This window comes from Cellulosimicrobium sp. XJ-DQ-B-000, from assembly GCF_031119065.1.
In the GTDB taxonomy this organism is placed as follows: domain Bacteria; phylum Actinomycetota; class Actinomycetes; order Actinomycetales; family Cellulomonadaceae; genus Cellulosimicrobium; species Cellulosimicrobium funkei.
Window position 1 is genome coordinate 89,029 of sequence record NZ_JAVHYN010000008.1, and the last position, 26,929, is coordinate 115,957.

Annotated in this window: 22 protein-coding genes; 18 read left to right on the plus strand and 4 right to left on the minus strand. The window is 75.0% G+C overall.

The window, feature by feature from the left end:
* Positions 1 to 20: 20 nt before the first annotated feature.
* Positions 21 to 1,013, plus strand: a complete 993-nt coding sequence (locus RDI86_RS12530) for a ketose-bisphosphate aldolase (RefSeq protein ID WP_076404335.1) — start codon at positions 21 to 23, stop codon at positions 1,011 to 1,013.
* 7 nt (positions 1,014 to 1,020) lie between these two features.
* Here RDI86_RS12530 and RDI86_RS12535 read toward each other — a convergent pair whose 3' ends face one another.
* Positions 1,021 to 2,028 carry a LacI family DNA-binding transcriptional regulator gene (locus RDI86_RS12535; RefSeq protein WP_251176628.1) on the minus strand — a complete coding sequence of 336 codons (1,008 nt, stop codon included), beginning with the start codon at positions 2,026 to 2,028 and terminating at the stop codon, positions 1,021 to 1,023.
* 110 nt (positions 2,029 to 2,138) lie between these two features.
* Here RDI86_RS12535 and RDI86_RS12540 point away from each other — a divergent pair, with 110 nt between their 5' ends.
* The 5 genes from RDI86_RS12540 to RDI86_RS12560 all read left to right on the plus strand — a co-directional run bounded on the left by RDI86_RS12540 (position 2,139) and on the right by RDI86_RS12560 (position 7,290).
* Positions 2,139 to 2,801 carry a GntR family transcriptional regulator gene (locus RDI86_RS12540; protein WP_021483304.1) on the plus strand — a complete coding sequence of 221 codons (663 nt, stop codon included), beginning with the start codon at positions 2,139 to 2,141 and terminating at the stop codon, positions 2,799 to 2,801.
* A 164-nt stretch (positions 2,802 to 2,965) separates the two neighbouring features.
* Positions 2,966 to 3,841: a dihydrodipicolinate synthase family protein gene (locus tag RDI86_RS12545; RefSeq protein WP_163184947.1), complete on the plus strand. Its 876-nt coding sequence runs from the start codon at positions 2,966 to 2,968 to the stop codon at positions 3,839 to 3,841.
* Between the two features lie 127 nt (positions 3,842 to 3,968).
* The gene (locus RDI86_RS12550; protein ID WP_076404338.1) at positions 3,969 to 5,408 is read left to right on the plus strand and encodes an MFS transporter; all 1,440 of its coding nucleotides are present in this window, start codon (positions 3,969 to 3,971) and stop codon (positions 5,406 to 5,408) included.
* Complete coding sequence (locus RDI86_RS12555) at positions 5,405 to 6,541, plus strand: sialidase family protein (RefSeq protein WP_308821520.1); 1,137 nt, start codon at positions 5,405 to 5,407, stop codon at positions 6,539 to 6,541. The genes RDI86_RS12550 and RDI86_RS12555 overlap by 4 nt, the downstream gene beginning before the upstream one ends.
* The gene (locus RDI86_RS12560) at positions 6,538 to 7,290 is read left to right on the plus strand and encodes a fumarylacetoacetate hydrolase family protein (RefSeq protein WP_308821521.1); all 753 of its coding nucleotides are present in this window, start codon (positions 6,538 to 6,540) and stop codon (positions 7,288 to 7,290) included. Before RDI86_RS12555 ends, RDI86_RS12560 begins: the two co-directional genes overlap by 4 nt.
* 68 nt (positions 7,291 to 7,358) lie before the next feature.
* Here the strand turns inward: RDI86_RS12560 and RDI86_RS12565 are convergent, their stop codons facing one another.
* Both RDI86_RS12565 and RDI86_RS12570 read right to left on the minus strand, forming a co-directional pair.
* Positions 7,359 to 7,802 (minus strand): YchJ family protein, encoded by a 444-nt coding sequence (locus RDI86_RS12565; RefSeq protein ID WP_308821522.1) that lies wholly within the window; start codon positions 7,800 to 7,802, stop codon positions 7,359 to 7,361.
* Positions 7,803 to 7,938: 136 nt separating this feature from the next.
* On the minus strand, positions 7,939 to 9,747 hold the full coding sequence (locus RDI86_RS12570; RefSeq protein WP_081600149.1) for a carbohydrate-binding protein: 1,809 nt from the start codon (positions 9,745 to 9,747) through the stop codon (positions 7,939 to 7,941).
* 111 nt (positions 9,748 to 9,858) lie between these two features.
* On the opposite strand from RDI86_RS12570, the gene RDI86_RS12575 reads away from it, so the two are divergent.
* Positions 9,859 to 10,593 (plus strand): DUF305 domain-containing protein, encoded by a 735-nt coding sequence (locus RDI86_RS12575; RefSeq protein WP_163184935.1) that lies wholly within the window; start codon positions 9,859 to 9,861, stop codon positions 10,591 to 10,593.
* Between the two features lie 89 nt (positions 10,594 to 10,682).
* Here RDI86_RS12575 and RDI86_RS12580 read toward each other — a convergent pair whose 3' ends face one another.
* Positions 10,683 to 11,663 (minus strand): glycoside hydrolase family 19 protein, encoded by a 981-nt coding sequence (locus RDI86_RS12580; RefSeq protein WP_083711558.1) that lies wholly within the window; start codon positions 11,661 to 11,663, stop codon positions 10,683 to 10,685.
* A gap of 356 nt (positions 11,664 to 12,019) precedes the next feature.
* Here RDI86_RS12580 and RDI86_RS12585 point away from each other — a divergent pair, with 356 nt between their 5' ends.
* The 11 genes from RDI86_RS12585 to RDI86_RS12635 all read left to right on the plus strand — a co-directional run bounded on the left by RDI86_RS12585 (position 12,020) and on the right by RDI86_RS12635 (position 26,815).
* The gene (locus RDI86_RS12585) at positions 12,020 to 13,051 is read left to right on the plus strand and encodes a LacI family DNA-binding transcriptional regulator (protein ID WP_021481797.1); all 1,032 of its coding nucleotides are present in this window, start codon (positions 12,020 to 12,022) and stop codon (positions 13,049 to 13,051) included.
* Complete coding sequence (locus tag RDI86_RS12590; protein ID WP_206158315.1) at positions 13,048 to 14,007, plus strand: carbohydrate ABC transporter permease; 960 nt, start codon at positions 13,048 to 13,050, stop codon at positions 14,005 to 14,007. The genes RDI86_RS12585 and RDI86_RS12590 overlap by 4 nt, the downstream gene beginning before the upstream one ends.
* A 3-nt stretch (positions 14,008 to 14,010) precedes the next feature.
* Positions 14,011 to 14,838, plus strand: coding sequence for a carbohydrate ABC transporter permease (locus RDI86_RS12595; RefSeq protein ID WP_021481799.1), 828 nt, complete (start codon positions 14,011 to 14,013; stop codon positions 14,836 to 14,838).
* A gap of 70 nt (positions 14,839 to 14,908) precedes the next feature.
* On the plus strand, positions 14,909 to 16,198 hold the full coding sequence (locus RDI86_RS12600) for an ABC transporter substrate-binding protein (RefSeq protein WP_043656842.1): 1,290 nt from the start codon (positions 14,909 to 14,911) through the stop codon (positions 16,196 to 16,198).
* A gap of 158 nt (positions 16,199 to 16,356) precedes the next feature.
* The gene (locus tag RDI86_RS12605) at positions 16,357 to 17,562 is read left to right on the plus strand and encodes an ADP-ribosylglycohydrolase family protein (RefSeq protein ID WP_076404343.1); all 1,206 of its coding nucleotides are present in this window, start codon (positions 16,357 to 16,359) and stop codon (positions 17,560 to 17,562) included.
* Positions 17,559 to 19,037 (plus strand): ADP-ribosylglycohydrolase family protein, encoded by a 1,479-nt coding sequence (locus RDI86_RS12610; protein ID WP_308821523.1) that lies wholly within the window; start codon positions 17,559 to 17,561, stop codon positions 19,035 to 19,037. Before RDI86_RS12605 ends, RDI86_RS12610 begins: the two co-directional genes overlap by 4 nt.
* Positions 19,034 to 20,014, plus strand: coding sequence for a ribokinase (locus RDI86_RS12615; RefSeq protein ID WP_308821524.1), 981 nt, complete (start codon positions 19,034 to 19,036; stop codon positions 20,012 to 20,014). The genes RDI86_RS12610 and RDI86_RS12615 overlap by 4 nt, the downstream gene beginning before the upstream one ends.
* Before the next feature lie 53 nt (positions 20,015 to 20,067).
* A complete protein-coding gene (locus RDI86_RS12620) occupies positions 20,068 to 22,122 on the plus strand; it encodes an SUMF1/EgtB/PvdO family nonheme iron enzyme (protein ID WP_308821525.1) in 2,055 nt (684 codons plus the stop codon).
* Positions 22,119 to 23,339, plus strand: a complete 1,221-nt coding sequence (locus tag RDI86_RS12625; RefSeq protein WP_061267878.1) for a CaiB/BaiF CoA-transferase family protein — start codon at positions 22,119 to 22,121, stop codon at positions 23,337 to 23,339. Before RDI86_RS12620 ends, RDI86_RS12625 begins: the two co-directional genes overlap by 4 nt.
* Positions 23,336 to 24,199, plus strand: coding sequence for a CoA ester lyase (locus RDI86_RS12630; protein WP_308821526.1), 864 nt, complete (start codon positions 23,336 to 23,338; stop codon positions 24,197 to 24,199). The genes RDI86_RS12625 and RDI86_RS12630 overlap by 4 nt, the downstream gene beginning before the upstream one ends.
* Before the next feature lie 123 nt (positions 24,200 to 24,322).
* Positions 24,323 to 26,815 carry an alpha/beta hydrolase-fold protein gene (locus RDI86_RS12635; protein WP_308821528.1) on the plus strand — a complete coding sequence of 831 codons (2,493 nt, stop codon included), beginning with the start codon at positions 24,323 to 24,325 and terminating at the stop codon, positions 26,813 to 26,815.
* Positions 26,816 to 26,929 lie beyond the last annotated feature (114 nt).

Sequence of the window (26,929 nt, forward strand, 5' to 3'; positions counted from 1 at the left end):
ACACGACAGGAAGGTCAGCCATGACCCTCGTCACGAACCGTACCCTGCTCGACGCCGCCGCCCGGGGTGGCTACGGCGTCGGCGCCTTCAACGTCGCGGACCTCGCGATGGCGACGGCGGTGCTCGACGCCGCGCGCGCCACGGAGAGCCCCGTCATCGTCGAGACGCTGGCCGGGTCCCACCCGTACGCCTCGGACGCGCTGTGGTGGTCCGTCCTGCGCACGGCGATCGCGGCGTACCCCGACGTCCCGGTCGCGCTGCACCTCGACCACGGCCCCGACGAGGCGACGTGCGCGCGCGCCGTCGCGGCGGGGTTCACGAGCGTCATGATCGACGGCTCCCTCGGGCCCGACGGCCGCCCCGCCGCGTTCGAGGACAACGTCGCGGTGACGCGGCGCGTCGTCGAGCACGCGCACGCGCACGGCGTGTCCGTGGAGGGCGAGCTGGGGACGATCGGCGGCTCGAAGGACGGGCGCAGCCACGCGGAGATCGTCCTCGCGGACCCGGAGCAGGCCGAGGAGTTCGTGCGCCGCACCGGGGTGGACGCGCTCGCCGTGGCGATCGGGACCTCGCACGGCGCCTACAAGTTCACGAGCCCGCCGGACGGCTCCGTGCTCCACATGGACCTCGTCGAGCGCATCGCGCGGCGCGTGCCGGGGACGCACCTCGTCATGCACGGCTCGTCGGGGCTCCCGGCCGACCTCCGGGCGACGATCAACGCGCACGGCGGCGACCTGCCGGAGTCGTGGGGCGTCCCCGACGCCGAGAAGGCCCGGGCGGCGAGCCTCGGCGTGCGCAAGATCAACCAGGGCATGGACCACTACATGGCGTTCACGGCGGGCGTCCGCGTCGCGCTCGCCGCGTCGCCCGGCGACGTGGACCCCGCGGGCTACCTCGCGCTCGGCCGGGAGTGGGCGCAGCGGCTCGTCGAGGAGCGCATGGTGCTGTTCGGCCAGGCCGGCCGCGCGTCCGACGTGCTGCCCGCCGCCGCGGGCACCCCGGCGGCGGGCTGAGGCCGGCTCACGGCCCGGCCGGCGTCCCCTGGACGACGCGGCGCGCCGGGTCGTCGGCGCCGGCCAGCCGGTCGAGCAGGATCCGCGCGGCCGTCGTGCCGAGCGCCCGGGGGTCGAGCGGGACGAGCGCGACGTCGGACGTGCGCGACGTCGCGAAGGGCAGGTCGCCCACGATGCCGACCCCGACGGCCGGCCCCTCGTCGGCGCCGCGGGCCCGTGCGTCCGCGGCCGACGCCGCGGGTCGGCCGTGCGCCTCGGCGAGCGCCCGGAGCACGCCGACGCCGACCAGGTTGTTGGTGGCGAGGATCGCGTCGGGCGGGTCGGGCCGGGCGAGCAGGTCGACGGCCGCCCCGTGGCCGCCGTCGACGCGGAAGTTCGCGTGCACGAGCAGCCCGGCGGGGGAGAGCCCGGCCTCGGCGAGCGCCTCGCGCCACCCGTCCGCGCGCTCGACCGCCGTGCTCGTGCCGCGCGGCCCGGTGATGCACGCGACCCGGCGGAACCCGCGCTCGACGAGCTCCGCGGCGGCGCGGCGCCCGAGCGCGACGTTGTCGAACACGACCTGGTCCACGTCCTGGCGCACCCGGCGGTCGATCACGACGACGGCCCGACGGCGGGCGCGCAGGGCGGCGGTCTCGGGCGCGTCGGTGGCCGGGGCCAGGACGACCCCCGCCATGTTCTCGCGCTCGGCGACGGCGAGGTAGCGCTCCTCCTTCGCAGGGTCGTCGTCGGTGTTGCACAGGACGACGGAGTACCCCGCCTGCTGCGCGACGTCCTCGACGCCGCGCGCGACCGCCGTGAAGAAGGGGTTCTCGACGTCGGGCAGGACGAGCGCGACGACGTCGCTCGACCGGCGGCGCAGGGACCGTGCCGTGCGGTCCGGGGCGTAGCCGAGGTCCTCGACCGCCGCGCGGACGGCGGCTGCGAGCTCCGGCCGGACGGTCTTGCCGTTGAGGACCCGGGAGACGGTGGCCGTGGACACGCCGGCGTGCCGGGCGACGTCGACGATGCGGGTCATGCCCGCGAGCGTAGCCGGGCGCCCGGGTCCCACCCGCGCGCCTGCGGCACAATGGTCCGGTCATGGGGCCGGTGGCCGGCCCCGTCGGGCGTGGGGACGAAGGGGCGAGGGTGTCGGTCGACACGGTGCGTGCGGGGTCGCTGGGGGATCGTCTCGCCCACGTCCTGAGGGTCGCGATCGTCCGCGGGGAGCTGGCGCCGGGGGAGCGGCTCGTCGAGGAGGGCGTGGCGCGGCAGTACGACGTGTCGCGCGGGCCCGTCCGCGACGCGCTGCGGGTCCTCGCGGCCGAGCACCTCGTCGAGTCCGAGCGCCGCGGGTACGTCGTGCGCGGCGTGGGCGCCGCCGACGTCGACGAGCTGTACGACGTGCGCAGCGCCCTGGAGGCGGTCGCCGTGCGCGCGGCGGCGGAGCACGCCGACGAGGTCGACTGGTCCGCGAGCGAGGCGGCTCTCGCCGGCATGCGGGAGGCGGCGGACGCCGGCGACTGGTACACGTACGCCGCCCACGACCTCGCGTTCCACTCCACGCTGTACGCCGCCGTGCCGAACCGCCGCCTGCGCACGCTGTGGGAGCAGATCGAGCCCACGTTCGCGGTCATGCTCCAGGAGACGAACAAGCAGGACGTCGACCTGCACCCGTCGTGCGCGGACCACGAGCGGCTGCTCGACGCGATCCGGACGCCGCGCCTCGACGAGGCGCTGGCCTACCTCGACGAGCACCTCGCCGGCTCACGGCGTCGCATGAAGGACGCGCTGCAGCAGCCGCGCCGCTGAGCCCCCTCCCGCACGCCCCGGTCTGCCTCGGCAGGCCGGGGCGTCGTCGTGGCGCAGGAACGTCTTCCCGTTGACGGTTGACTGTTAACAGTAAACGGTGCCATCCTGACGGCGGCGCGAAGCAGCGCCCGCGCAGCGACGCGAGAGACCGAAGGAGACGTGCCATGACCACGGCACCGGAGATCATCACCCCGCCCGTCACCACCTACGACGCGTCGGGCGCGCTCGACCTCGGGGCGCTGCGCGTGCTGCTCGCCCACGTGGAGCCGGAGGTCGACGGGGTGTTCGCCGTGGGCACGACGGGCGAGTTCCCGGCCCTCGACGCCGCCGAGCGCGCCGCGCTCGTGCGGACCGCGGCCGACGTGTTCGGCCCGGACCGGACGATCGCGCACGTCGGTGCCGCCTCCGTGCACGAGGCGCTCGACCACCTGCGCGCGGCCGAGGACGCCGGCGTCCGGCGCTTCGCCGCCATCACGCCCTACTACCTCACGGCGAGCGACGAGGGCGTCGTGCGCTACTACGCCAGCCTGCGGGCCGCGACGGACGGCGAGCTCTACGCCTACGTCTTCCCGGACGTCGCGTGCTCCGACGTCTCGCCCGAGCTGCTCGCCGTGCTCGCCGAGCTCGGTCTCGACGGCGTCAAGACGTCGGGCTCCGCCTCGGCCCGGGTCGACGCGTACCGGTCCGCGGCCCCGCGGCTCGCGCTCTGGTCGGGGAACGACGCCGACCTCCCGCACGTCGTCGCGGCCGGTGGGCGCGGGACCGTGTCCGGCGTCTCCGGGGTCGCGCCGCGCGCGTTCGCGGACCTGCGGGCGGCGCTCGCCGCGGACGACGCGGCCGCCGTCGTGCGGGCGCAGGCGGTCGTCCAGCGGCTCGTCGCCGCGCTCGGGCCCAGCATCGCCCGCCTCAAGTACGGCCTCGACGTCCAGGGGCTGCCCGGCGGGACGACGCGCATGCCGGTCGACCCGCCGTCCGACGCCGTGAAGGCGGAGATCCGCGCGGCCCTCGCCGCCGCCGGGCACGACCTCGCGGCCGCCTGACCCCCGCTCCGAACCGCTCCACCCGCGGCACCCCGGACGGGTGCCGCGGGAGGGGTCCGGGCCCTCGCCGCTGAGACCCGGAGCCCCCACACTGAGATCAGCGGAACCCCGCACCGAAGGAACAACGATGTCCGTCACCGCACCCGCGGCCCCGCTCACGAGCAGGCGGTACGCCTGGAAGGTCACGCTCTCGAGCTTCGTCGGCAACACGCTCGAGTACTACGACTTCCTCGTCTACGGCACCGCCGCCGCGATCGTCTTCCCCGCCGTCTTCTTCCCGTCCGAGAGCTCGTTCGTCGCCACGCTGTCGTCCCTCGGCACGTTCGCCGTCGGGTTCCTGGCCCGCCCGCTGGGCGGCATGTTCTTCGGCCGCCGCGGCGACAAGCAGGGGCGCAAGTCCACGCTCGTCCTCACGCTCGCGATCATGGGGACCGGGACCCTGCTCATCGGCTTCCTCCCGTCCTACGACTCGATCGGTATCCTCGCGCCGGCCCTGCTCGTCGTGCTCCGGCTCGTCCAGGGCTTCGCCGTCGGCGGCGAGTGGGGCGGGTCGATGATCATCGTGCTCGAGTCCACGAACCCGCGGCACCGCGGCTTCTACACGTCGTGGCCGAACACCGGCGGCTTCTCCGCGCAGATCCTCATCACCCTCGTGTTCGCCTGGGTGTACACGCTCGACGACGCGCAGCTCCAGTCGTGGGGCTGGCGCGTGCCGTTCTGGCTCTCCGCCGTCGTGCTCGTCGTCGGCCTGTGGATGCGCCGCTCGCTCGAGGAGACGCCGGTCTTCACCGACGCCGTCGCCGGCCTCGAGAAGGAGGGCCGCAACCGCTCGCTCACCGTCGAGAACCTCGAGGCCAGCCAGGCCGCCATCCGCGAGCGCCAGGAGCGCGAGGTCGCCGCGGCCGCCGAGCCCGCTCCGCAGACGCCCACCCGCGGGCCGCTCGCGAGCGTCTTCCTCGAGGACTGGCGCAACCTGCTGCGCATCGTCGGGCTGCGCTTCGCCGAGGCCCTGCCGTACTTCCTGCTCACGGTCTTCGTGCTCAGCTACGGCCCGCAGCACCTCGGCATCGAGAAGGAGAGCCTCAACACCGCGATCCTCATCATGGCGGTCCTCGCGTTCCCGGCCCACGGGATCTTCTCCTGGATCTCCGACAAGATCGGTCGCCGGCCGGTCTACTTCTTCGGGGCCCTCGTCGTGTTCGTCATGGCCTTCCCGTTCTTCGGGCTGCTCAACACGGGCAGCTTCGTGCTCATCGTGCTCGGGTACGTGCTCATGCTGAACCTCGGGCACAACGCCATCAACTCGATCCAGCCGGCGTTCTTCGCCGAGCTCTTCCCGGCGGACCGCCGCTACTCCGGCGCGGCCACCGGGCGCGAGATCGCGTCGATCGTCGCGGGCGGCCTCACGCCGTTCATCGCGACGGCTCTCGCGGGCGAGGACGGGTCGCGCTGGCAGCTCGTCGCGCTGTACGTCATGGTCGGCGCGCTCATCACGATGCTCACCGTGTGGAAGACGCCGGAGACCTTCCGGCGCGACCTCAACGTCGTCGGCGAGACCGTCCGGTGACGACGCCCGTGGAGCGCCTGCTCGTGTCGGGCGACGGCGAGGCGTGGGCCCAGTGCCACGCGTCCACCGTCGCCCGCACGGGCGGGCGCACGCTCGTGGCATGGTTCGCCGGCACCCGGGAGGGCACGCCGGACAACGCGATCTGGCTCGTCGCCGAGGAGGACGGCCTCTGGGGGGAGCCCCAGGTCGTGCTCGGCGAGGACGACGGCGTCGCGTGGTGGAACCCCGTGCTCGCCGTCGCGCCCGACGGCCGGCTCTGGCTCTTCGCCCACCGGGGCGAGCGGATCTCGCGCTGGGTGACCTGGTACCGCACGTCCACGGACCACGGCCGCACCTGGACGGCGCCGCGCGAGCTCGTGCCCGGGGACGCGAGCGGCGGTCGGGGCCCGGTGAAGAACCCGCCCGTCGTCACGCCGCACGGCGCGTGGCTCGCCCCGTCCTCGGTCGAGAGCGGGGGAGCGGCCCCCGTCTGGGGCGCGCGCTTCGACCGCTCGGAGGACGCCGGGGCGAGCTGGGCGCTCGCGGACGTCCCGCTCGACCGTTCGCGGCTGCGCGGGGCGGGGATCATCCAGCCGGCGCTCTGGTCGGGGCGGTCGGGTCTCGTCGCCGTCTGCCGGTCGAGCGAGGGCCTCGTCTACCGGACGACGTCCGCCGACGACGGCCGCACGTGGACGGCCGCCGCACCCACGCGGCTGCCCAACAACAACTCGGGTCTCACGGCCGTCCGCCTGCCGAGCGGGCGCGTCGCCCTCGTGCACAACCCGGTCGGCGAGGAGTGGGGCGCGCGGTGCCCGCTGAGCGTCTCGGTCTCGGACGACGACGGGCTGACCTGGCACCGGGTGCTGGACCTCGAGGACGGGACCCGGGCGCCCGCCACGCTCCCGGGCGTCCCCGTGCCCGCGCTGCGGGAGGCCGGCCCGCCCAGCGGGTTCGCCGCCGGCGACACGGGGATCGTCACGGACGGACGCGGCGAGTACTCCTACCCGTCGGCGACGACCGACGGCGTGACGCTGCTCGTCGCCTACACCTGGCAGCGCCGGGGCATCGTCCTCGCGCGCGTGCCGCTGCGGCTCGTGGACCGGCCGGTCGCAGACGCGGTCACCGGCGCGACCGACCGGACCGGGTCGTCGTGAGGATCGCGCGGATCCGCACCGCGCACGGCCCGCGGGCCGCCGTGCTCGACGGCGACGCCTGGGACGTGCTCGTCGCGGACCTTCCCGAGCCCGCGACGGGTCGCGACGGGCGCCCGGCCCTGCCCGCGTCGAGCGGCGTGCGGGTCCGCGCCGACGACCCCGGCCTCGACGGCGCCCTGCTCGCGCCGTGCCGTCCGCGCGTGGTGGTCGGCATGGCCCACAACAGCGGGCCCGAGGGTCGGGCGCTGCCCCCGCAGGCGTTCCTCAAGTCGGCGCGCACGGTCGTCGGGCCGGGGGCCGTCGTCCGGCACGACCGCGCGCTGGGGCGCCTGGTGGCGGAGGCGGAGGCGGCGGTCGTCGTGGGGCGGCCGTGCCGCGACCTGCGGCCCGACGACGTCCCCGGCGCGATCCTCGGCTGCACCGTCGCCGACGACCTCACGGCCGACGACCAGGTGCCGCTCGACGCGATGATGACGCGCGCGAAGAACGGCACCGGGTTCACGCCGCTCGGCCCGTGGATCGACACCGCCGCCACGCTCGACGACGCCGCGCTCGTCGTCGCGGTGGACGGGGTGGAGCGGGCGCGGTCGACCACCGCGGGGCTCTCGTACGACGTCGTCGACCAGCTCGTGTTCCTCGCGCGCCACCTCGAGCTCGGCCCGGGCGACGTCGTGCTCACGGGCGCGCACCGGTCCGCCGTGCCCGTCGAGGTCGGCGGCGTCGGCACGCTGCGCCACCGCGTCGCCTGAGCGACTACGTCGTCGGAGTCACGCGACGCCCGAGCCCACCGGGCGACGGTGGGCCGACGCGGCGGGTCCTAGCCCTGCACCGCGCCGTCGACGTAGGACCAGCGGTCGCCCTCCCGGACGAACCGGCTCACCTCGTGGAGCCGGCCGCGGTCCGCCGGGTCGGTGCGCGAGCGGTGGTGCGCGACGAACTCCACGACCCCGGTCGTGTCGAACGGGCCGCCCGCCTCCGTCCGCACCACGTCGAGGCGGCGCCACTCGACGTCGTCGTCGAGGTCGAGGTCGGCGGGCCGGGTCGAGGGGTGCCAGGTCGCCAGCAGGTAGTCGGCGTCGCCGACGGCGAACGCGCTGTAGCGCGAGCGCATGAGCGCCTCGGCGGTCGGTGCGTGCGGGCCCGGGGCGGTGCCGTCCGGTCCTGGGCGCAGCCCCGCGTGGTACCGGCCGCAGCACGACCCGTAGGTGTCGCCGGAGAGGCAGGGGCAGCGTGCGCCGTCGTCGAGCGGGTTCCCGGTCATGCGGCCGCATCCTACGGGTGGGCACGTGCGGGCACGGCCCCCGCACGACGGCGCCCGCCCACCGGGGTGGACGGGCGTCGTCGGGCGGTGCGCCGCCCGGGCGCCACGCTCGGGCGCGGCGACCGGGCGGGGCGCGTCAGTCCTGCGGGTCCCAGGGGCCCCAGCGGTCGCCGGGCGCCTGGTTCCGCGTCCACCACTTCGCCGTGTACGTCGTGCCCTCGTACGTCACGCTGTCGCCCTTGACGTAGACGCGGCTCGGCTTCCACGCGCCGACCCCGGCGGAGTCGACCCCCGCGATCTCCTCCCACGGGCCCCACGCGTCGGCACCGGGCACCTGGCCCTTCGTCCACCACTGCGCGCGCCACACGGCGCCCCCGTAGGTGACCGTGGTGCCGCCCGCGTAGGCGGTGCCCTTCGACCAGGCCGGCGGCTCGGTGTACGTCGGCTGGGCCTGCGGGTTGAACTCGTCCGTCACGACCGACTTCGCGGCGTTCGTCACCGGGTCGTCGAGCAGCAGGACGTCGAGGCCCTGCTGGATGTCGTTCGAGATGATCGCGCCGTTGTACCAGTACGCCGACCACGAGCCGCCGAGGATCAGCCGCTCCGCGGACAGCGGGCCGCGGTCGAACCACGCGATCTCGACGGGGTTCGCCGAGTCCGTGAAGTCCCACACCGAGATGCCGCCCTGGTACCAGGCCTGGACCATGATGTCGCGGCCCGGCACGGGGATGAGCGAGCCGTTGTGCGCGACGCAGTTCTCCGTCGCGGCCTGCTCGCGCTCGATCTTGTAGTAGCTCTTGAACACGAGCTCGCCGCCCACGATGTCGTAGATGGCGTCCGCGCCCTTCTCCGGCCCGACGGTCGGGTTGCACGTCGGCGCCCCGCCGCCGCCCAGCTCGTCCGTGAAGACGACCTTGGTGCCGGCGTTGTTGAACGTCGCCGAGTGCCAGAACGCGAAGTTCGTCGTGTCCCGGACCACCTCGGTCACCACCGGGTGCGCGCGGTCGGAGATGTCGAGGAGGATGCCGTCGCCCATGCACGCGCCCGCCGCGAGGTCCTTCGACGGGTAGGTCGTGATGTCGTGGCAGCCCGACGTCGTGCTCGAGCCGTTGCCGCCCGGGTTGCCGCCGTCGGGGAAGAGGACGGGCGTCGAGACGAGCTCCGCCGCGGCGGGGTCGTCGAGCGGGATCTGCACGACCGAGATGAGGTCGTGCGGCGGCTGGCAGTCGGGGAACGCCGCGTTCGGGCTGTACGACGAGACGTAGACGAACAGCTCCTCGCCGTCCTGCGACGGCGCGAGGGAGTGCGTGTGGGAGCCGCACTGCGTCTCGACGGACGCCACGTACTCGGGCGCCGTCGGCTCGGAGATGTCGAAGACCTTGATGCCCTCCCACGAGTCCTTGATCGCGGCGCTCTGGGCGACGTTCTCGCACGAGTCGTTGCTGCGCGAGGAGTCGGTGCTGAGGACGAGCAGGTCGCCGTAGACGGAGATGTCGTTCTGGGACCCGGGGCAGACGACCTGGGCGACCTGCTGCGGGGCGGTCGGGTTCGCGACGTCGTACACGGTGAAGCCGCCGTAGTTCCCGGCGAACGCGTACCGGCCCTGGAACGCGAGGTCGGTGCTGTACTGCCCCTCGGGCGCGAAGCCGCCGTTCTTCGGGATGTTGGCGACGTGCGTGAGGTTGGGGCTGCCCGCCGTCTCCCCGGGCGCCAGGACGTCGGTGGCCTGGGCGAGGGGGGCGAGGCGCTGTGCGGGGAGGTCTGCGAGCGAGGCGGCGGCCTGGTCGGTGAGCGCCGCCACCGCCTCGGGGGAGCCGTCGGACGGCTCCGCGGCGGCGGTCGTGGCGACCGCGAGGGTCGAGACGGCGAGGGTCGCCGCCAGGGACGAGGCGAGCAGGACCCGGCTCCGGTGCCGGTGCGTCTGCCGGTGCGTTCTTCGATGCACGAGGGAAACACCTCCTTGGTAGGGTGCTGCAAATTCTGGCGGGCAAATGTGATCTGAACCACTCAAACCGGGCGGTTCGCGACGATCTTTTACACGGAGGGAACAGCGCGGGTGCAGATTTTTCCCAGCCGTAACACAGCGCGGCGCACCGCCGCGCGTGCCCTGACCTGCGGCGTCACCGCGACCGGCCTGGCGCTCGGTGCCGCGCTCGGCCTGGCCGCGTGCACGCCCGACCCGCAGCCGACGTCGACGCCGTCGAGCGTCGTCGTGCAGCCCGGGCGACCGGGGGAGGGTGCGACGACCGTCGCCCCCGACGACTACGCGGGCGCGCCCGACGAGGGCTCGTGGAACCAGGCCGACGCCGCGTTCGTCACCGGCATGATCGAGCACCACCTCCAGGCCCTCGAGATCGCCGCGCTCGCGCCCGACCGCGCCGGGTCCGACGCCGTCCGGTCGTTCGCGGAGCGCGTCACCGCCGCGCAGGGGCCCGAGGTGCACGCGCTCGCGTCGTGGCTCCAGGCGCGCGACCTCGCCGTGCCCGAGGGCGCGCAGGACGCGGGCGGGACGGGCCCGCGCGCGCCCGACGGCGCGGGGCACGACCACGGCGCCGGGGCCGCCGGGATGCTCTCCGACGAGCAGCTCGCGGCGCTCGAGGCCGCGAGCGGCCCGGAGTTCGACCGCCTCTTCCTCGAGGGAATGATCCAGCACCACGAGGGCGCGCTCGCGATGGTCGACGTCGTGCTCGTCGAGGGGGAGGACCTCTTCGCGAACGAGATGGCCGCCGAGACGGCGGCCGGCCAGGGCGGCGAGATCGACCGCATGCGGGACCTCCTCGCGCAGCTCTGACCCGTCCGTCCCGGCACGGGGCACCACGCACGACGGCGGCCCACCCCGGGGTGGGGCGGGCCGCCGTCGTGCGTGCGGGACGGGTCGGGTCAGCAGGAGAGGTTGTTGCCCGTCGTCGTGCCGAGGATCTGGGCGAACCGCTGGAACGCGGCGATGCGCGACTGCACCTGCGCAGGGTTCCCGCCGTTGCACTCCATCGTGCCGTTGATCGAGCGGATGGACTCGCCGAAGCCGGCGCCCGACACGATCGCCTGGTGCCCGGACATCGAGCCCGCGCCCGACTGCGTGTTCCAGAACCACAGGCCGGTCTTCCACGCGACCGCGGAGTTCTGCTCGACGAGGTACGGGTTGTTGAGCAGGTCGATGCCGAGCGCGTCGCCCGCGGCCTTGTAGTTGTAGTTCCAGCTCAGCTGGATCGGGCCCTTGCCGTAGTAGGCGGACTGGCCCGCCGGGCAGCCGTACGGCTTCGAGGCGTCGCAGTAGTGCGGGTAGTTCGCGGTGTTGATCTCCTTGACGTACACGAGGCCGCCGGTCTCGTGGTTGACGTTGGCGAGGAACGCCGCGGCCTCGCGCTTGGCGACCTCGGTGCCGCCCGTCGTCGCGAAGCCCGGGTAGGCGGACAGCGCGTCGACGAGGCCCTGGTACGTGTAGAACGGGTTCCGGTTGGGGAACATCTGGTTGAACTGCGCCTCGGAGACGACGAACCCGGTCGGGTTGCCAGGGTTCCCCGGGTTGCCGGGGTTCGTGCTGCCGCCGCAGGCGCCCTGGCTGCGCCAGACGCCCCACTCGCCGGTGGTGCCGGGCGTGTCGCCCTGGGTCCACCAGCCGGCCTTCCAGTTCTGGCCGCCGTGGGAGACGACGGCGCCGCCCGTGTACACGGCGCTCGCGCTCCAGGGGGCCGCGCACGTCGCGGCGTGCGCCTGCTGCGCCGGGCCCGCGACGGACCACGAGAGCGCTCCCGCGAGCGCGAGGACGAGGCTGAGGAGCAGGGCGAGGGGGCGGGAGATCGGCCGGGCGGCGGCCGTCGTGGGCGCCGCGGGGGAGGACGACGCCGGGGCTCGCGTGTGCATCGGTGCACCTTTCGTCGGTGGTCGGGTCGCTTCGAGCCTGACCGGGGCCCCGCGTCGTGGACAACCCCCCTACGCGGAACCCCGTACCCGTGGGAGCCCGAGGTAGAGCCCTGGTCTGCCGAGGTAGAGCCGAGGTCGGGACCACGGCTCTACCTCGGCGGACCGGGGCTCTACCTCGCGGGACCAGAGCTCTACCTCGCGGTGGGGGACGAGCGTCCCGAGGGCGGCGGGGTTGACGTCCGGGCGGGGCGGGTGCAAGAGTGTCCGCCAACCCGGAAACGTTTCCAGGGCTGTCGAGGTCGTCAGTCTGGAAACGTTTCCAGAACGACGGTCCTTCGACGACGAGGTGGACGACAGTGACGTCATCACGCGCCACGCTGATCCAGGTGGCACAGCGGGCCGGGGTCTCCCTGGCCTCGACCTCCCGTGCGCTGCACGGGACGGGCGCGAGCCCCGCGATGGTCGAGCGCGTGCGCGCCGCGGCCACCGAGCTGGGGTACAGCCCGGACGCCATCGGGCGCTCGCTGCGCCTCAAGAAGACGTTCCAGGTGGCGTTCGCCGTCGCGGACATCGGCAACCCCGTCTACGTCGAGATGATGACGGCGATCCACGAGGTGCTCGCGCCGCACGGCTACCGCGTCGTCGTCATGACGACGGGGGACACCACGCGGTCCACCGTCGAGCTCGTGCGCAGCCTGTCGAGCGGCTTCGTCGACGCCATGATCCTCAGCCCGCTGCGCACCGACGACGAGCTCGTCGAGGAGATCCGCGAGGCGCCGGTGCCCGTCGTCGTCATCGGCCGCACGCTCGCGGACCGCGGCATCGACTCGGTGTCCACGGACTCGGCGGGTGGGATCGGCGAGGCGGTGCGGCACCTGCTCGGCCTCGGCCGCCGCCGGATCGCGTTCCTCAACGGTCCCCTCGACACGACGCCCGGTGAGGCGCGCCAGCGAGGCTTCGACGCCGCGACGCGCGCCGCCGACTTCGACGCCGAGCGGGTCGAGGTCGCGCCCGCCCTCGACTTCACCGTCGCCGCGGGCCTCGCGACGACGCGCGCGCTGCTCGACGCCACGGACGACGACGCCCGCCCGGACGCGATCGTCGCGGCCAACGACCTCCTCGCCATCGGCGCCATCCGGGCCGTGCGCGAGCGGGGGCTCTCGGTCCCCGAGGACGTCGCGGTGACCGGCATGGACGACACGGAGATCGGCCGCGTGTTCCAGCCCTCCCTGACGAGCGTCTCGCTCGGCTCGACGGAGCGTGGACGCGTCGCCGCGCAGCTCGTCGTGGACCTCGTCGACGGCGACGCGGAGCCCGGTCGGCACACCGCCGTCGGGCCGCGGCTCGTCGTGCGCGAGTCGACCGCCCCCGGGGGTGGTTCCCGGTGAGCGCACCGACCCTCGCGGGCGACCCCCGTCGCGCCGCCCTGCGCCCCGACCGCGGCCCGGTGCGCCGGACCGGCGGCATGGCCCGCGCCAAGCGGCGCGAGGCGATCGCGCTCGTCATGCCGTCGCTCCTGCCGATCCTCGTGCTCAGCGTCGCGCCGCTCGTCATGGGCGTCGCGCTCGCGTTCACCGACGCGCGGCTCGTGCGCCAGCCGGACTACCAGTTCGTCGGCGTCGACAACTTCGTGCGCCTCGCGGACAACTCGTTCTTCTGGGACTCGTTCCGCATCGGCATGATCTGGGCCGTCTCGGTGACCCTGCTCCAGCTCGTCGCGGCGATGGGCCTCGCGCTCCTGCTCAACTCGGGCCTCCGGCTCCAGGGCCTGACGCGCGTGCTCGCACTCATCCCGTGGGCCATGCCGCCGGTCGTCGTGGCGATCATGTGGCAGATGATCTACTCGCCCAACGCGGGGCCGCTCAACGCGTTCCTCGGCGCCCTGGGCCTGCCGGACGACATCAACTGGCTCGCGGACTTCTCGACCGCCCTGCCCGCGGTGATCGTCGTCGGGGTGTGGGTCGGCATGCCGCAGACCACCGTGACGCTGCTCGCCGGGCTCCAGCAGATCCCGGACGAGCTCCACGAGGCCGCGGCCATGGACGGCGCGGGCGCGTGGCGCCGCTTCACCGCGGTGACGCTCCCGAGCCTGCGCCCGATCATCACCTCGATCACCTCGCTGAACTTCATCTGGAACTTCAACTCGTTCTCGTTGGTCTACGTGCTCACCGAGGGCGGGCCGGGCGGCCGGACCATGCTCCCGATGCTCTTCACGTACCTCGAGGCGTTCAAGAACCGCAACATCGGCTACGCCGCCGCGATGGGCGTCGTGCTCGTCGTCGTGGTCGTCCTCCTGCTCGCGATCTACCTGCGGTCGCAGTTCCGCTCCGAGAAGGAGAGCTGACCCGTGCGCGCACTCGTCCGCCCCGCCCAGTACGCGGCCCTGGGGTTCTACATCCTGTTCCTCGGCTTCCCGCTGCTCTGGCTGATCTCGGCCTCGCTCAAGTCCTCGGGCGAGCTCAACTCGCTCACCGTGAGCCTCATCCCGCAGGACTGGCACTGGGAGAACTACTCCCAGGCACTGGCCCGGCAGGGCCTCGTCCGCTCGGCCTGGAACAGCGCGATCGTCGCGGTCGTGTCCACGCTGCTCGTCATCGTCATCGCGCTGCCGGCGTCGTACGTGCTCGCCCGGCTGCGGGGCAAGATCCGCGCGGCGGGCGTCGGCTGGATCCTCGTGAGCCAGGTGTTCCCGGTGATCCTCATCATCCTGCCGCTGTTCCTCATCCTGCGGACCATCGGGCTCACGGACTCGCTCGTCGGCCTCACGCTCGTCCACACCACGTACACGCTGCCGTTCGCGCTGTGGATGATGCAGGGCTACGTCAGCGCGATCCCCGTGGACCTGGAGGAGGCGGGCTCCATGGACGGCGCGAGCCGGCTCACGGTCCTGCGCACCATCGTCTTCCCGCTGCTCATGCCCGGGATCGTCGCGACCGCGATGTTCAGCTTCGTGTCCTCGTGGAACGAGTTCTTCTTCGCGCTCGTGCTGCTCCAGTCGCCCGAGAACTACACGCTGCCCATCACGCTGAAGATGTTCATCGGCGGCGAGGGCAAGGTGGCGCTCGGCCCCCTCGCCGCAGGCTCCGTGCTCGCGGCCATCCCCAGCATCGTCTTCTTCTCGATCATGCAGAAGAAGCTCACCGGCGGCCTGCTCTCGGGCGCGGTGAAGGGCTGACCGTGACCCCTCCGCGCCCGGTCCCGCCCCCAGGCTCTCCCGACCCCACCCCCACCCGAAAGGTAGAACCATGAAGACTCGTGGTGCGTCCATCGCCGCATGCCTCACGATCACGACCCTGCTCGTCGCGTCCTGCTCCAGCGGGGGCGGCAGCGGGGACGACGGCGCCGACGGCGGCACGGTGACGCTGAAGTTCCAGTCGCTGTCCGACCAGCCCGCCGCGATCGAGGCGACCGAGAAGATCGTCGCCGACTGGAACGAGGCGAACCCCGACGTCCAGGTCGAGATCGTGCCCGCCGGCTGGGACGGCATCTACGACAAGCTCATCACCCAGTTCAACGGCGGCGCCGCGCCGGACATCATCCACTACGAGGCCGCGAGCATCGTGCCGTTCGCGGTCGACGGGTACCTCGCGGACCTCTCGGAGTACATGTCCGACGAGCGCCGGGACGACATCCCCGAGGGCATCCTCGACGCCGTGACGGTCGACGACCAGGTCATCGCGTACCCGACCGAGCTGCAGTCCTACATGGTCTTCGCCAACAAGACGATGCTCGACGCGGCCGGCGTCGAGATCCCCACGGGCGAGACGATGACCTGGGACGAGCTGCGGCAGATCGCGCAGGCCACGACGAAGGACGGCGCGTACGGGCTCGGGTGGGGGCTCGCGAGCCCGACGGCCGCGTTCATGGCGATGGCCCCCGGCTTCGGCGGCGAGTACTTCGAGGGCACCGGCGCGGACGCGAGCATCACCATCGGCGAGGGCGAGATGGCCCTGCCGGAGCTCGTGGACACGATGGCGCACACCGACGGCACGGTGCTGCCGGTGACCCTCACGCAGTCCGGGTCGGAGACGCTCGCGTCGTTCTACGCGGGGCAGGTCGCGATGACGATCCAGGGCTCGTTCCAGGCCGCGAACATCGCGAACGACGCGCCCGAGGGCTTCGACTGGGTCGTGCTGCCCCCGCTCGAGGGCCCCGACGGCGCCGAGCAGGCCGCGAACCCGCAGACGCTCTCGGTGAACATCGACTCCGAGCACGTCGAGGAGTCCGCGGAGTTCATCGAGTTCTTCACGCAGACGGAGAACCTCGCCGCGCTCAACGAGGCGGACGCGCTCATCCCCGCGACGACGTCGGCCCAGGAGGCCATGGCGGAGTCGCTCGGCGACGAGAACGGCTGGTCGACGATCCTCTCCTCCGGCCAGTACCTCACCTCGGCGCCGTACCTGTTCGTCGACGCGTACGCGCAGTGGAAGGACACCGTCGCGACGCCCGCGTACCAGAAGTTCCTCGCCCAGGAGATCGACGCCGACCAGCTCGCGACCGAGCTCGAGTCGGGCTGGGCAGAGATCACCAAGTAGCACTCTCGGTCGCTCGCCGCGGCACCGCGTCACGGGTCGCGGCGAGCACCGAGCAGCAGCGGCCGGGCGGCCGCGCACGCGACCGCCCGGCCGGGAACCGCGACCCGCACGGGTCGCACCGGCGCGAGGCGCCGAGACGGATCGACAGGGAGTGGATCGTGACCTGGCTGGACGACCGAGCGGTGGCAGTGATCACCGGAGCGGCGGTGGGGGACGCGCTGGGAGGCGCCACGGAGGGCTGGACGCCCGAGCAGATCGAGGAGCGCCACGGCGGCCGCGTGACGGGGATCGTGGAGCCCTGGTACCCGAACTGGCAGGACGCGCGTCCGATCGCGCCCTACCACAAGGGTGACGGGCACATCACGGACGACACCCTCATGACGCGCGCGCTCGTGGAGGTGTACGCGAAGCGCCGCGAGCACCTCGACGCGTACGCGATGGCCGAGGACCTCGTGCCCCTCATGATCGGCGAGCCGCGCTGGATCCCCGAGCTCGAGTCCACGGCCCTGCTGCTCCAGCGCGTGTTCCTCGCGGAGAAGTGGATCGTCGCGCGCCTGCACTACGGGCACGTCGACCCGCGCGAGGCCGGGGTGGGGAACGTCGTCAACTGCGGCGCCGCCATGTACGTCGCGCCCGTCGGCCTCGCGAACGCGGGCGACCCGCGCGGCGCGTACGCCGAGGCGATCGACCTCACCGGCGCGCACCAGTCGAGCTACGGCCGCGAGGCCGCGGGCGTGTTCGCGGCCATGGTCGCCGCGTCCGTCGCGCCGGGGGCCACGGTCGACGACGTCGTGCACGCCGCGCTCGACGTCGCGCACGACGGCACGGCCGCCGCGCTCCAGGCCGTCGTCGAGGCGTTCGACGGCTGGACGACGGCGCCCACCACGGACGAGGAGGAGCGCGCCCTCGCGCGGCTGGTCCGCGAGACGGTCGCGCCGTTCGACTCCGTCGGGCCCGCGTACCGGCAGATGTCGATGGACGCGCGGCGCCCGTCGCGCACCAAGTCCATCGAGGAGCTGCCCGCGGCGCTCGGCTTCGTGCTCGGGCACCGTGGCGACTTCCGCGGCGCGGTCCTCGGCGCCGTGAACTACGGGCGCGACGCCGACTCGATCGCCGTCATGGCCGGCGCGGTGTGCGCGGGCCTCGGCGGGACCGCCGTCGTGCCGGACGAGTGGCTCGACGCGATCGAGGAGGCGAGCCGCATGGACGTCCGGGAGACCGGGCGGCTCATGGCGTCCGCCGCGCAGGACATCCTGCGGGCCGACCGCGAGCGCGCGACCGCCCGCCTGCGCGCGCTCGCCGAGCTCGGCAACGCGCCCGTCGACGGCGCGGCCCTCGCCGCGCGGGCGGGTGACCCGGCGTGAGACTGACCTGGGCCCAGCCCGAGGACCTGCTCGCGCACGAGCTCGTCCAGGCCGCGGCGGAGGGCAAGGACCCCGCGGCGCTCGCGGACGTGCGCGAGCGCTGGGCCGCCGCGGGCGGGGACCCCGTCCCCGCGGTGAGCGGGGCCGGTCCCGTCCCCGCGACCCCGGAGCTGCGCGCGCTCGCGCGCGACCTGCTCGTGGAGCTCGACGCGCTGCCCGCGGCGCCCGCGCCGCACGAGCCCGACGACTGGGACGCGATCCTCACCACGCTCCCGGCGGCGCCCGGCCTGCCCACCCGCCCGGGCGCCGTCGGGTCCTCCGTCGGCACGGGGACCGGCGCCGCCGACGCCGCGTACGCGGACCGCGTGCTCGGCGCGTGGACCGGGCGCGCGGCGGGCTGCCTGCTCGGCAAGCCCGTGGAGAAGATCCCGCGCGCCGGGATCGAGGAGATCCTGCGCGCCACGGGCCGGTGGCCGCTGGACCGCTGGTTCACCGCCGTCGGGCTGCCCGACGACGTCGCCGCGCGCTGGCCGTGGAACCGGCGCAGCGCCCCGACGTCGCTCGAGGAGAACATCGACGGGATGCCCGAGGACGACGACCTCAACTACCCGATCCTCGCGCTCGCCCTGCTGGAGCGGCACGGGCGCGGCTTCACGACGGACGACGTCGCGCAGCTCTGGCTCGACGCGCTGCCCGCGGGCCGGGTGTTCACGGCCGAGCGCGCCGCGTACCGCAACATCCTCGACGCGCGGCCGGTGCCGGAGACGGCGACGCACCACAACCCGTTCCGGGAGTGGATCGGCGCGCTCATCCGCACGGACGTGCTCGGCTGGGTCTCGCCCGGCGACGTGCGCGAGGCCGCGCGCCTCGCGTGGACGGACGCGCGCCTGAGCCACACGCGCAACGGCGTGTACGGCGCGATGTGGGCGGCCGCGCTCGCGTCGGCGGCGATGGTCTGCGAGACGGTGGACGAGGTGCTCGACGCGGCGGACGCCGTCGTGCCGCCGGGCAGCCGCCTGGCCGCGGCGATCCGGCTCGGGCGGGACGCGGGCCGCGACGGCGACGCGTCCGAGGCGGGCGTGCGCGCCGGGCTCGACACGATCCACGCGGCGTACGGCGACCTGCACTGGGTGCACGTGCTCAACAACGCCGCGGTGATCGCCTACGCGCTCACCGCGGGGCGCGGCGCGGACGGCCGCGGCGACTTCGGCGCGAGCGTCGCGATCGCGGTCACCGCGGGCTGGGACACCGACTCCGCGGGGGCGACGGTCGGCGGCGTGGTGGGTGCGCTGCAGGGCGTCGAGGGCATCGGCCAGCGGTGGACGCGCCCGCTCGACGGCCACATCGCGACCTCGCTGCCCGGCGGCGAGCAGAGGATCGTGGACCTCGCGGCGCGGACGGTCGCGCTCGCGACGGTCCCGGTCGTGGTGGCCGGGGGAGCCGTGCAGGGTCCCACGGAGGAGGCACAGGCATGAGCACGACGGCGGACGGGGAGCAGGGCGCCACGGTCCCGGGCGGGTCGGGACGGGTCGTGGTGGTCGGGTCGGCGAACGTCGACCTCGTCGTCGACGTGCCGCGGCACCCCGGCGGCGGCGAGACCATCCTCGGCGGCGAGCTGCGGCGCAACCCCGGCGGCAAGGGCGCGAACCAGGCGGTCGGCGCGGCGCGAGCGGGCGGTGCCGGCACGACGTTCGTCGGCGCGCTCGGGCACGACGACGCGGCCGACCTGCTGCTCGCGTCGCTCGACCGCGGCGGGGTGCGGACCGACCTCGTCGAGCGCGTGGACGCCGCGACGGGCACCGCGCTCATCACCGTCTCGCCCGACGGCGAGAACGCGATCGTCGTGGCGCCCGGCGCGAACTCGCACGTGACGGTCGGCGCGGCGCAGGCCGAGCGGATCGCCGCCGCGGACGTCGTGCTCGCGCAGCTCGAGATCCCGCTCGACGTCGTCCGTGCCGCCGCCGCGGCGCGCCGACCGGGCGCGCTGCTGGTCCTCAACGCGGCGCCGTCGCGCGACCTGCCCGACGACGTGTGGGCCGCGCTCGACGTGCTCGTCGTCAACGAGCACGAGGCGGCGGACCTGGCGGGCGCCTCCGGCGACGCCGACCCGAGCGCGCTCGCGGGGCTGCTGCTGGAGCGCGTGCCGGCCGTCGTCGTGACGCTGGGCGGAGAGGGCAGCCTCGTCGCGGAGCGCCGCCCGGCCGGGCCCCTGCTCACGACCGTCCCCGCGATCGCCGTCGAGGCGGTCGACACCACCGGCGCGGGCGACACGTTCTGCGGCGTCCTCGCCGCGGCGCTCGCGCGCGGCGCGGACCTGCCCGACGCCGCGCGGCTCGCCGCCGCCGCGGGCGCGCTCGCCGTGACCCGGCCCGGCGCGCAGGACGCCGTGCCCGACGCGGCGGACGTCGTCGCGCTCGCCGAGCGCGCCGCGAACCCCGACCGACCGACCTGAGCCCGTCCGCAGCACGTCCGAGCGCGGGCCCGGCCCGCCGAGGGAAAGGCACCATGACCTACACGTTCGACCCGCTGGTCCCGCGCCCGATCGACCTGCCGACCGAGGTCGCGCTCGACGGGCCGCTCACGCCCGAGCAGTCCCTCGCGCTCGACGAGGCGAAGATCTTCGTCGGCCCGGCCGACCCCGCCGACCGCCCGGCCTGGCGCGAGCGCCTCGCCGCGTGGCGCGACGACGCGCGCCGCCGCCACGGGTACACGGGCGCGGCGTACGACCGCCCGGCCGCGGCGTGGGCCGCGGGGTGCTCGACGGTCGCGCAGGTGTGGCTCTGGGACGAGCTGCTGTACTCGTTCGAGGAGCACCGGTTCACGCCCGAGCGGTTCCTCGCCGACGCGCGCGAGCGGTTCGGCGGCCTCGACGCCGTCGTCCTGTGGCACGCGTACCCCGTCATCGGGATCGACGACCGCAACCAGTGGGACTTCTACCGCGACGTCCCGGGGATCGTCGACCTCGTGCGGACCTTCCACGACGCGGGCCTGCACGTGTTCGTCGACTACAACCCGTGGGACGTCGGCACGCGCCGCGGCGACGACGACCTCACCGAGCTCGCCGCCGTCGTGCGCGACCTCGGCGCCGACGGCGTCTTCCTCGACACGCTGAAGAAGGCCGAGCCGGAGCTCGTCGCGCGGCTCGAGGCCGCGCGCCCGGGCATCGTCCTGGAGGGCGAGTCCAAGCTCCCGGTCGAGCGCATCGAGGACCACTCGTCCTCGTGGGCGCAGTTCTTCGCAGACTCGCCCGTGCCCGGCGTGCTGCGCGCGCACTGGTACGAGCGCCGGCACATGCAGCACCACGTGCGCCGCTGGCACCGCGACCACTCCGAGGAGCTCCAGTCCGCGTGGCTCAACGGCGTGGGCGTCATGGTGTGGGAGGTCGTGTTCGGCGTGTGGGTCGGCTGGTCGCGGCGCGACGCCGCGACCGTGACGCGCCTGGTCACGGTCCAGCGCGCCGCGCGTCCGCTGCTGCTCGACGGCGAGTGGACGCCGCTGGCCGAGCTCGCGCCCGAGGCCGAGGCCGCCGGGGTGTACGCGTCGCGCTGGGAGCTCGACGGCGTGACCCTGTGGACGCTCGTCAACCGCGGCGAGACGGACCACGACGGCCCGCTGCTCCCGGACGGCACGCCCGGGCGCGTGCCCGGCCGCGGCATCGCCGCGGTGCTGCACGTGGCCGACGGCGCCGCCGAGCCCGCGTGGCTGCCGCACCTGCGCGACGTGGTCGCCTCGCTCGACGAGACCGCGCCGCACGACCCCGACGCGCGGTTCCCGCACCGGCTCGCGCGGCGCCTCGACGCCTCTGTCCCCACGTCCGCTCCGACCGGGGGGACGGACCCGGCCGGGCCGGTGGCCGTCGTCGGGCAGGACGCCGCCCGGGCGACGGGCGCGCCCGGGGCGGGCGCCGTCGTCGTGCCCGCGGGACCGTACGTGCTGACCGTCCGGTACCGCGCGCGCGAGACCGGGATGTACCAGGGCGCGCCGTACGTGGACGAGTGGAAGCCGCTCCCGCCGCGCCTGCACGACGCGCGGACCCTCCAGCGCGACGGCGAGCTCGCCGCCCCGGTGGCGGTGGGCCGCGACGTGACGAACGCGGAGTTCGCGGAGTTCCTCGCGGCCACGGGCTACGTGCCCGCCGTCGCGCACCGCTTCCTCGCGCACTGGGTCGACGGCCGTCCCGCGCCCGGCACGGAGGACGAGCCCGTGACCTTCGTCGACCTCGACGACGCGCGCGCGTTCTGCGCGTGGCGCGGCGGGCGCCTGCCCACCGAGGACGAGTGGCAGCTCGCGGCCGAGCAGCCCGGCTGGACGCGCGGCGAGCCCGCCGTGTGGAGCTGGACGGGCTCGGAGCACTCCGACGGCCGCACGCGGTTCGTCATGCTCAAGGGCGGCAGCGACCACCGCGCCGAGGGCTCCGACTGGTACGTCGAGGGCGGGCGCCACGCGGCGGACTACGCGGTCAAGCTCCTCGTCCCCGGCCTGGGGCTCGCGCGCGGCGCGACCGTCGGGTTCCGCTGCGCGTGGGACCTCGCCGACGACGCGACGGGGGTGACGGCATGACGGACGCACCGCGCGTCTCGCGCGACCCGGCCGCGGGCGCGCTCGCGGGCCTGCGCGTCGTCGACGCGTCGACGCTGTTCGCCGGGCCCATGGCGGCGATGCACCTCGGCGACCTGGGCGCCGACGTCGTCAAGGTCGAGCACCCCACGAAGCCCGACCCGTCGCGCACGCACGGCGCCGCGAAGGACGGCGTGAACCTGTGGTGGAAGACGCTCGGGCGCAACAAGCGCACCGTCACCGCGAACCTGGGGAGCGACGGCGGCCGCGAGGTGTTCCTCGCGCTCGTCGCCGAGGCGGACGTCGTCGTCGAGAACTTCCGGCCCGGCACGCTCGAGCGCTGGGGCCTCGGCTACGACGAGCTGTCCGCGCGCAACCCGCGCCTCGTGCTCGCGCGCGTGAGCGGGTTCGGGCAGGTCGGGCCGTACCGCACCCGCCCCGGGTTCGGCACGCTCGCCGAGGCGATGAGCGGGTTCGCCGCGATGACCGGCGAGCCCGACGGCCCGCCGACCCTCCCGCCGTTCGGGCTCGCCGACGGCGTCGCGTCGCTCGCGACCGCGTTCGCCGTCATGGTCGCGCTGTCCACGCGCGAGCGCACCGGGCACGGGCAGGTCGTCGACACGGCGATCATCGAGCCCATCCTCGCGATGCTCGGGCCGCAGATCACGCGCTGGGACCAGCTTCGCACCGTGCAGCCGCGCACCGGCAACCGGTCCGCGAACAACGCGCCGCGCAACACCTATCGCACGCGCGACGGGCAGTGGGTCGCGGTGTCGACGTCGGCGCAGTCCATCGCCGAGCGCGTCATGCGCCTCGTGGGTCGCCCCGAGATCGTCGACGAGCCGTGGTTCGCGAGCGGCGTCGAGCGCGCGCAGCACGCCGACCTGCTCGACGAGGCCGTCGGCGGCTGGATCGCGCAGCGCACGCGCGACGAGGTCGTCGCCGCGTTCGAGGAGGCGCAGGCCGCCGTCGCGCCGATCTACGACGCCCAGGACATCGTCGACGACCCGCAGTTCCGCGCGCTCGGCACGATCCACGAGATCGAGGACCCCGAGCTCGGGCCGATGCTCATGCAGGGCCCGCTGTTCCGGATGTCCGAGAACGACGGCGTCATCCGCTTCACCGGCCGCGCGCACGGCGCCGACACCGACGCCGTGCTGGGCGAGCTGGGCTTCTCGCCCGAGCGCGTCGCCGAGCTCCGGGCCGAGGGGGCGGTGTGACGGGCCGGGGCGACCGGCCGGGCGCCGCGCCGCCGCTGACGCTGCTGTACGTGCCCGCGGACCGGCCCGACCGGGTGGCCAAGGCGCTGGGGTCTGCGGCCGACGTCGTGCTCGTCGACCTCGAGGACGCCGTCGCGCCGGCGCGCAAGGACGAGGCGCGGGCGCACGCCGTCGCGCTGCTCGACGACACGGCCGCCGCGCGCGGCGTCCAGGTGCGGGTCAACCACCCCGCGACGCCGTGGCACGCCGCCGACGTCGCGGCCCTCGCGGGCATGCCGCTCGCCGTCGGGGCGCGCGCGCCGAAGGTCGAGTCCGCCGACGAGGTGCGCGCGCTCGCGGCGGCGCTCCCCGGGCGGGCGCTGCACCTGCTGGTCGAGTCGGCCCTCGGCGTCGAGCGCGCGTTCGAGCTCGCGACGGCGTCGCCGCAGGTCGCGTCCCTCGGGCTCGGCGAGGCCGACCTCCGCTCCGACCTGCGGGTCGACGACGAGGCCGGGCTCGCGTGGGCGCGCAGCCGGGTCGTCGTCGCGGCCCGGGCGGCGGGGCTGCCGTCGCCCGCGATGTCCGCGTTCACGCACGTGCGCGACCTCGACGGGCTCGCGGCGTCGTGCCGCGCCGGGCGGGCGCTCGGCTTCTGCGGCCGCACCGCGATCCACCCCGCGCAGCTCGACACCATCCGCGACGCGTTCCTCCCGACCCCGGACGAGGTGGACCGCGCGCGCGAGGTCGTCGAGCGCGTCGGCGACGCCGCAGCGTCGGGCACGGGCGTCGTGGCGCTCGCCGACGGCACGTTCCTCGACGTCGCGATGGTCGAGCGCGCGCGCACGGTCCTCGCGCTGGCGGACCGCCGCCCACGCCACTGACGACCGCCGAGCACGGGATCTGCGACCGGATTCCCCCGAGGACGGTCGCCAACCCCGTGGTCGGCGGGTGGGGGGTAGGGGGGTAGGGGGGCAGTCATCACCGGATCTCGACGAGGAGAGACCATGGACGCAGCACGACGGCCGCACCGGCGGCCCGGGAGGATGGCGGCGCTCGCCGCGCTGGCGGTGAGCGCGACGATCGGCGGGTCGGCGCTCGCGCTGCCCGCGACCGCCGCGGAGCAGGGCACGGTCGAGACGGGGCGGGTCGCGGACTCCGCGGCCGGACCGATCGACTACACGGTCTACCTGCCGCCCGGCTACGACGACGCCGCGCAGGAGTACCCGACGCTCTACCTGCTGCACGGCCGCGGCGACACGCAGGCCGCGTGGCAGCAGGTCACGGGCGACCTCGACGAGCTCATCGGGGCGGGCGAGATCCAGCCGATGGTCGTCGTCATGCCCGACGCGCCGTGGAACGACCGCGGCTCCTGGTACACGGACTCGCTGTACACCGGGGACGCGACGGGCGCCGGCGCCGGCACGGCCGTCGAGACGGCGTTCACGCGTGACCTCGTCGAGCACGTCGACGCGACGTACCGCACGGTCGAGGACCGCGAGGCGCGCGCCGTCGGCGGCTACTCCATGGGGGGCGCGGGCGCGCTGCGGTTCACGCTCGCCCACCAGGACACGTTCTCCGCGGGCATCGTGCTGAGCCCCGCCGTCTACGTGCCGCAGCCGCCGGCCGACTCGTCGGCCCGCGACCACGGCGGCTACGGCGTCGGGACCGCGCCGTTCGACGCCGACCGGTACACGGAGCTGTCCTACCCGACGGCGCTCGCGGCGCTCGACCCGGCGCTCCCGGTGCACCTGTTCGTCGCCGTCGGCGACGACGAGTGGGCCAACCCCGACCCCGCCGAGGCCACGCACGACATCGACTTCGAGTCCGCGCGCCTCTACAACCAGGCGCGCCGCGTCCCGGGCGTGACGGCCGAGCTGCGCGTGCTCGACGGCGGCCACGACTGGGACGTCTGGCGGCCCGCGTTCCGCGAGGGGGTCGTCGACGTCTCGGCGCGCCTGCGCACCACGCCCGCCGCGCCGTGGGACGCCGAGCTCCTCGGCTCCGCGGGCGACGACCGCGCGGGCGGGGTCGCGGCCCTGCCCGACGGCGGGACCGCCGTCGCGCTCAACCTCGCCGGCGCGTGGGACGGGTACGAGCCCGCGGGCGCGCTCGACACGGTCGTCGTGCGGCGCGACGCCGACGGTGCCGAGGTCTGGCGGCACCCGGTTGCGACGGCCGCGGACGACCGCGCGTACGGCGTCGTGCCGGGCGCCGACGGCGGCGTGCTCGTCGCCGGGTACACCAAGGGCGACCTCGACGGCGCCCACGCGGGCACGACGCGCGACGACGGGTTCGTCGCGGCCGTCACCGCCGACGGCGAGCGCGCCTGGACGCTGCAGACCGGCGACCCCGCCGCGGCCGACCGCTTCTACGCCGTCGCGCCCGACGGCGCGGGCGGCGCCTACGTCGCCGGGTACACGAGCGGTGCTGTGGGCGACGCGCCGAGCGCCGGGGACAAGGACGCGCTGGTCGGCCGGGTCTCCGCGGCGGGCGAGCTGCTGTGGCTGCGGCAGGTGGGCGGGCCCGGCGAGGACAAGGCGCTCGCGGTCGCGGCCTCGCCCGACGGCGCGGTGTACGTGGGCGGGGTGTCGGGCGGCGGGATGCCCGGGGCCGAGCGCGCGGGCGCGAACGACGGCTGGGTCGCGCGCTACGGCGCGGACGGTGAGCAGGAGTGGCTGCGCGCCGTCGCGACGAGCGAGAACGACCAGGTCAACGGCCTCGTGGCGCGCTCGGACGGGTCGGTCGTCGCCGTCGGGCACACGCGCGGGGCGCTCGGTGACGGCGGCAACCTCGGGGACAACGACGTCGTCGTGCGCGCCCTCGACACCGCGGGAGAGGTCCTGTGGACGACGCAGGTCGGGACGTCGACCGACGACCGCGGCGTGACGGGCGTGCTCGGCGCCGACGACGCGGTGCTCGTCGTCGGCACGACCTACGGCGCGCTGGGCACGGCCGTCGGCGGGGTCGACGTCGTGACGTTCCCCGTCTCAGCCGACGGCACCCCGGGCGAGGCGACGCAGACCGGGTCGCGCGAGCGCGACGGCGCCGACGAGTGGGACGACGCGAACCTGTTCGCTGCCCCCGCACCCGCCGCCGACGGCCGCGACGGCGCGGCGCTGCTCACCGGGCTCACGTACGGCGCCCCCGCGGGCACGACGAACGCGGGCGCCGCCGACGTGTTCGTGGCCCGGACGCCGTGGGACGCCGTCGTGCCCGACGCCGGTGCCGCCGGCCCGGCGCTCGACGTCACCGCCGAGGCGCGGTGCCTGGCCGGGAAGGCCTACGTCTCCGTGCGCGCGACGAGCACCGGCGACGCGCCCGTCGACGTCACGCTCGCGACGCCGTACGGCACGCACGTCGTCGCGGACGTCGCCCCGGGCGCGTCGGCCTACCGGTCGTTCGCCGTCCGCGCCACGACCGTCACCGCGGGCGAGGCGACCGCGACGGTGGACGGCCGCGCCGCCGTCGTCCCGTACGCCGCCCTCACCTGCCCCTGACCCTGACCCTTACGCTGCCGCTTCCCGCGCGCAGTCGAGCACGGGGTCGGCGACCGTTTCCTCGGGATTTCGGTCGCTGACCCCGTGCTCGGCGGCGGTGGTGGGGGTGGGGAG

Excerpts from the sequence above, each read along its gene's own strand:
- RDI86_RS12530 (WP_076404335.1), top strand. The coding sequence starts at position 21 with ATGACCCTCGTCACGAACCGTACCCTGCTCGACGCCGCCGCCCGGGGT.
- RDI86_RS12535 (WP_251176628.1), bottom strand. The coding sequence starts at position 2,028 with ATGACCCGCATCGTCGACGTCGCCCGGCACGCCGGCGTGTCCACGGCC.
- RDI86_RS12545 (WP_163184947.1), top strand. The coding sequence starts at position 2,966 with ATGACCACGGCACCGGAGATCATCACCCCGCCCGTCACCACCTACGAC.
- RDI86_RS12550 (WP_076404338.1), top strand. The coding sequence starts at position 3,969 with ATGTCCGTCACCGCACCCGCGGCCCCGCTCACGAGCAGGCGGTACGCC.
- RDI86_RS12565 (WP_308821522.1), bottom strand. The coding sequence starts at position 7,802 with ATGACCGGGAACCCGCTCGACGACGGCGCACGCTGCCCCTGCCTCTCC.
- RDI86_RS12580 (WP_083711558.1), bottom strand. The coding sequence starts at position 11,663 with ATGCACACGCGAGCCCCGGCGTCGTCCTCCCCCGCGGCGCCCACGACG.
- RDI86_RS12600 (WP_043656842.1), top strand. The coding sequence starts at position 14,909 with ATGAAGACTCGTGGTGCGTCCATCGCCGCATGCCTCACGATCACGACC.
- RDI86_RS12615 (WP_308821524.1), top strand. The coding sequence starts at position 19,034 with ATGAGCACGACGGCGGACGGGGAGCAGGGCGCCACGGTCCCGGGCGGG.
- RDI86_RS12620 (WP_308821525.1), top strand. The coding sequence starts at position 20,068 with ATGACCTACACGTTCGACCCGCTGGTCCCGCGCCCGATCGACCTGCCG.
- RDI86_RS12625 (WP_061267878.1), top strand. The coding sequence starts at position 22,119 with ATGACGGACGCACCGCGCGTCTCGCGCGACCCGGCCGCGGGCGCGCTC.
- RDI86_RS12635 (WP_308821528.1), top strand. The coding sequence starts at position 24,323 with ATGGACGCAGCACGACGGCCGCACCGGCGGCCCGGGAGGATGGCGGCG.